This is a genomic window from Paenibacillus forsythiae T98 (genome assembly GCF_000520735.1).
GTDB lineage: Bacteria > Bacillota > Bacilli > Paenibacillales > Paenibacillaceae > Paenibacillus_AQ > Paenibacillus_AQ forsythiae.
In genome coordinates this window covers 1-4,766 of record NZ_ASSC01000048.1, presented here as the reverse complement: position 1 = coordinate 4,766, position 4,766 = coordinate 1, and the positions used below count along the sequence as shown (strand labels likewise).

Genomic DNA, 4,766 nt, shown 5'->3' with positions numbered 1-4,766 from the left:
TTATCGCGGCGAGGGAAGATCAGCCATTCCCGCCGCTTCGGTTGAAGTTCAACGAGCCGCCGGTGCTGTACGGTGAAATCAGAAGCGGAGAAGGCCCGCCGATCAATTCCAGCAGCAAGACATATCAACGCTGGCAGAAGCGGCGTCCGCAGGATCTGAACATAGGTGATGTAACGGAGCGGGAAGAGGGCAAAATAAGCAACTTCAACACGATTCTACTGAAAGATCAGAAGGTTGCGAATACGCTGGCCAGTTCCTCCGTCTTCCTGCGGACGGATCAGCCGCGGCACATCAGCAATACGGATGCAATCCGCATTCAGACCTTCCCAGCGGATTATGATTTCATGGACGCCAATGTGCAGTATGTATGCGGCATGAGTGTCCCGCCGCTAATGATGCGGCGAATAGCCGAGCAGATTAATGTTCAATGGTTTGGAGGGAATGCAAGTAAGAGTAAAGACGACACCAACCAAGCAAATTAGGTGCACTGGTTGGAACCCGAATTGAAATGGATACTCTTGTTGAGCTAACTGGCAGGATAATGGAGTAATAAACCACCGTATTATGGTAATATTGGATTATTCACATTGGAGGTGAGTTAACCATTATAAACGGGCAGAGGTGGGGAGTCATGAGAAGATCATTCTTAATAGCTGGATCAACTTTCTTATTATCCGGAACTTTACTATTTGGTATGGTATATTTGGCAATTGCAAACTATGTTCCACAAATGGCGGGATGGAGCGATCCTCCTGGAAAATTCTCATTGGCTTTGGATGAAACGATGCTGAGAGTACCCTATATAATAAGCATTTTGTTCATGGTTATTGGTATTATATTGTTTGCAGTTGCTATTTATAAGGATTTAACGAATAAGAATTTAGAAACACATGGAACGACTACATCAAGAACTTAATAATTGGCGAATGAACGTTGCGCTAACGGGAAACGATTGTTCAGAATCAACCACCTAAGCTAATAGGTGGTTTTTCTTCTGCCTAAAGATCAACATTCATGATAACCAAGCAAAATTAAAAGGAGGACGCGTCAACGTCCTCCCAACCGACCAGGGTATCCCCCGGCTGAGACAGCGGCGCGCCACGCGTGGCATTCTCAGACATCCGCTGTCTCGCATTCCAGTATAAGGGGAAGCCGAGGGGAACACAATGGGAACACAAGATGAAAATTTATTGTTGCAATACGAGCTTGAAATCATGGCTGGCATTCTGGAAAGCAAGGCGCAATACCGCAAGATCGTTAAGGCCGGCATAGCCAAGTGGGTCAAGGACTTTCAGGATGGCCGGATTGAAATCAAGACAGTGGACGACCTGAAGAAATTGATAGAGATTGATATTGAGTTGCAGAAGGAAGAATTTTAATCTTCTTTTTGAAACTTCTTTAAAGTTTTTATAGCGGTAAGGTGTTTTTTTATGATTTTTTGTCGTTGATGTCTCTCGAGATAATATAGTGTTGTAATTGCGAATAGGACAGCAGAAAATTGAAATAAAAGGGTGTAGTTTTGAGAAATAACTTTGAATACATCCAGAGCTTCTTCTGTTCTTTTCATTAATTCATTTTCTGGAATTTTATCTTTCATCAGATTTATAGCGCTAATGTTAAGAGTGGCTAGTCCTCCCATCATAGTTAAAGATAGACCTAAGAATATCTTAAGAGAGTAGTCGGAAAATTTTTCGAGAAAAGTAGAGTCTTCTTCTAAAAGTTCAATTTCTGATTCGATCAAACCAAGTTCTTCTACTGGAGTTATTTTGTAGCTTAACACTAAGAGCCTAAAATTAGTTTTTACAACAGAGGTAGGAATATTTGTTGAACAAATTTCTGTGAGTTTTTTGATGAACAAGAAATGTTTTGCCCAGATAAAAATAGCACAAAGAATGATAAATGATGCACTCCACCAGACGCTCATAGTTCCTCCATAAATGAATGTAATTACAAATGAATATCGGTAAAAAATAGATTTTTGTTAGTTCGGGGGTGGTGGAATGTAACATGGCGAGAGAACGCAGTCCCGAGCGGGACAAGGCAAAGCAGATGTGGCTGGAGAGCAGCGGGACGATGAAGCTTAAAGACATCGCCGCTGCTCTTTCTATTCCAGATAGCAAAGTCCGAAAGTGGAAGGCGCTGGACGGCTGGGAAGCTGATCTCAAAGGGAGCGCTCCACCTGACAGCAAAGGGAGCGCTCCACGTCGCGGCGCTCCCAAAGGGAACAAGAACGCTGTCGGTAACCGCGGCGGCGCTCCCCCGGGAAACCAGAATGCGAAGGGCAACCGGGGCGGACCCGGTGGGCCGGAAGGAAATAAGAAGGCGGTCACCACCGGCGAGCACGAAACAATTTGGTTTGATACGCTGACGGATGACGAGTTGCAACTGGTGGACCAGATCGACACGGACCCGCTTGTCCAGGCAGAGGAAGCCATTGCGCTACTGACTATACGGGAGCGGCGAATGATGCAGCGTATCAAGCGTCTTATGGACGGCCTAACGGAGAAAGAGCGCAGTGTCCTCTATGAGCTAAAAACCACGAAAGACATCGGCGTCGTTCATGATGAGAAGACAGGACTCACGAAAAAGGTTCCCATCTCTCGGGATGAACTGGTCAAATCTAAGGTGGAAGTTAGCTCGGTCCGCATCATGGACGATATTCTTAAGCGGGAGGAAGCTTTGACCCGTGTCCAGGCGCAGAAGCTGCGTGCCATCGGGACGAAGAACCGGATTGTGGACGCGGAGAAGGCAGCCCGGACGGCCATCCTGCAAATTGAGCTTCAGCAGCTCCAAGGTGGCGCAGGTGCAACGCAAAGCTGGACAGATGCGCTGAAAGAGATTGCGGAGCGAAGGAAGAGGTTGCGTGAGACCGAGGTGACCCAGCATGAGTAAGCCGTATAACGTTGTCTCCGATTTGGCGCAGCTCCTCGACTTGTATTGGGATGACCCCGCTGCCTTTGGCGAGGACATGCTGGGATTCGATCCAGATGACTGGCAGCGGGCAGCTATGTCCGATGTGGCCAACTATCCAAGGACCAGCATTCGATCCGGCCAAGGGGTGGGGAAGACGGCCTTCGAAGCGGTGCTTGTGGTGTGGTTCCTCTGCTGCCGACCGAATGCGAGGGTAGTCTGTACGGCTCCGACCAAACAGCAGCTAAACGATGTACTTTGGGCTGAGGTGGCCAAGTGGCTGGAGTCGTCGATGGTTAAAAACCTCTTCAAATGGACCAAGACGAAGGTTTACATGATCGGCCATGAAGAGCGTTGGTTTGCGACCGCTCGGACGGCCACGAAACCGGAGAACATGCAAGGTTTCCACGAGGATTACATGTTATTCGTGGTGGACGAAGCATCCGGTGTATCAGACCCGATCATGGAAGCCATTTTAGGTACATTGTCAGGGCCCGAAAACAAATTACTGATGTGCGGTAACCCAACTCGAACGAGCGGGGTTTTTTATGATTCGCATAATCGTGACCGGTCCCGGTTCCAGACGCATAAAGTTGACAGTCGGGACAGCAAACGTACAAGCCGTGAGAACATTCAGATGATGATCGAGAAATACGGAGCCGAAAGTGACGTTGTTCGTGTTCGGGTGTATGGAGAGTTTCCGAAAGCCGAGGCCGACGCCTTCATTGCGCTCGAGTTGGCTGAGCTGGCAGCCAGCTCGACGGTGCAGGCCAGCGGCGACACGCTGCACATGGGCGTTGACGTCGCGCGATTTGGCGACGACGAAACGGTCATAGCGCCAAGGATCGGAATGAAGGTCATGCCTTTGCTCTGCTACAACAAGCAGGATACGATGGCGACTGTGGGCCGCGTCATTGCAGCGGGGAAGGGGCTGCTGTCCGGTGATTCTCACTTGCGCTTTGTAGAGATCAAAGTGGACGACAGCGGCGTCGGCGGCGGAGTGACGGATCGGTTGAATGAGGTCATCATTGAAGAACGTCTGACCGGCTGGCGCGTTATTCCGGTTAACAACGGCAGCAAGCCGACGGAGGACGAGCAGGAACACTACGAGAACCGTGGCACTGAATACTGGGCAACCATGCGAGACTTGTTGCAGGAAGCATTTTCAAAGCATCTTCAGGGAGAACCTGTCGGAATTGAGCTCCCGGCGGATGACCAGCTCATTATGCAACTGACGCAGCGCAAATACCGCATGACCAGTAAAGGCCGTCTTGCTCTGGAGAGGAAAGAGGATATGAAGAAACGCGGTCTTGATTCCCCTGACCGAGCTGATGCTGTTATATTGTCCTTCGTTACTGAACCTGAAATGCAATACTCCAGTGAGCGGGCAACTGGCTGGTAGAAAGGAGATGATCTATTTTGACCATCATTTACAGCAAGCGCCGCTTCCCGCCGCCGCCATACGATGCCGAGGTCGAGGACATGTACTATTACCGGCTGCTGTACGACGGCGATCATGATTTGATCTTCCCGAGGGCCCGCAGCATCCAGACGACCGAGCGGATCATCCGGCGGTCGCGCCCCGGATTTTATCGTCGCGGCCAGAAGGCGGAGATCAAAATCACGACCGAGCATCAATACGTCGTCGTCAATTTTGCCAGCCTCGTCGCCGAAGTGCCGGCGGATCTGATCAACCGAGCGCTCGGCAATGTCTCGGCTGACGTGGAGCAGGGGCCGGAGTTGGACTTTGTCTCCGGCGTTGTGGATTCGTCAAAGCCAAACAGTAAGATATGGTCTGCCGTCATCCAGCACCAGGTCGACGGTCTGATAGCGTACCGTATCCGGCGGGACGGCGG

6 protein-coding genes and 1 pseudogene are annotated in these 4,766 nt (G+C 50.0%); 6 read left to right on the top strand and 1 reads right to left on the bottom strand.

The genetic code is table 11. From position 1 onward, the window contains the following. From L692_RS0101865 to L692_RS0101860, 3 genes are all read left to right on the top strand, one after another. On the top strand, positions 1 to 482 hold a 482-nt coding region (locus L692_RS0101865), incomplete at its 5' end, for a DNA cytosine methyltransferase (protein WP_025696686.1). Positions 483 to 631: 149 nt separating this feature from the next. Further along, complete coding sequence (locus tag L692_RS30975) at positions 632 to 916, top strand: hypothetical protein (protein ID WP_198027688.1); 285 nt, start codon at positions 632 to 634, stop codon at positions 914 to 916. Positions 917 to 1,166: 250 nt separating this feature from the next. Beyond that, complete coding sequence (locus L692_RS0101860) at positions 1,167 to 1,379, top strand: hypothetical protein (protein ID WP_025696684.1); 213 nt, start codon at positions 1,167 to 1,169, stop codon at positions 1,377 to 1,379. On the opposite strand, the gene L692_RS0101855 is transcribed toward L692_RS0101860, so the two are convergent. Then, positions 1,376 to 1,924, bottom strand: coding sequence for a hypothetical protein (locus L692_RS0101855; protein ID WP_025696682.1), 549 nt, complete (start codon positions 1,922 to 1,924; stop codon positions 1,376 to 1,378). The genes L692_RS0101860 and L692_RS0101855 overlap by 4 nt on opposite strands. An 83-nt stretch (positions 1,925 to 2,007) precedes the next feature. On the opposite strand from L692_RS0101855, the gene terS reads away from it, so the two are divergent. The 3 genes and pseudogenes from terS to L692_RS27555 all read left to right on the top strand — a co-directional run. Further along, positions 2,008 to 2,892, top strand: coding sequence for a phage terminase small subunit (gene terS, locus L692_RS0101850; protein WP_025696680.1), 885 nt, complete (start codon positions 2,008 to 2,010; stop codon positions 2,890 to 2,892). Beyond that, positions 2,885 to 4,312, top strand: a complete 1,428-nt coding sequence (locus L692_RS0101845; RefSeq protein WP_025696678.1) for a DEAD/DEAH box helicase family protein — start codon at positions 2,885 to 2,887, stop codon at positions 4,310 to 4,312. Before terS ends, L692_RS0101845 begins: the two co-directional genes overlap by 8 nt. A 17-nt stretch (positions 4,313 to 4,329) precedes the next feature. Then, positions 4,330 to 4,766: pseudogene (locus tag L692_RS27555) on the top strand (hypothetical protein); the annotation flags it as partial.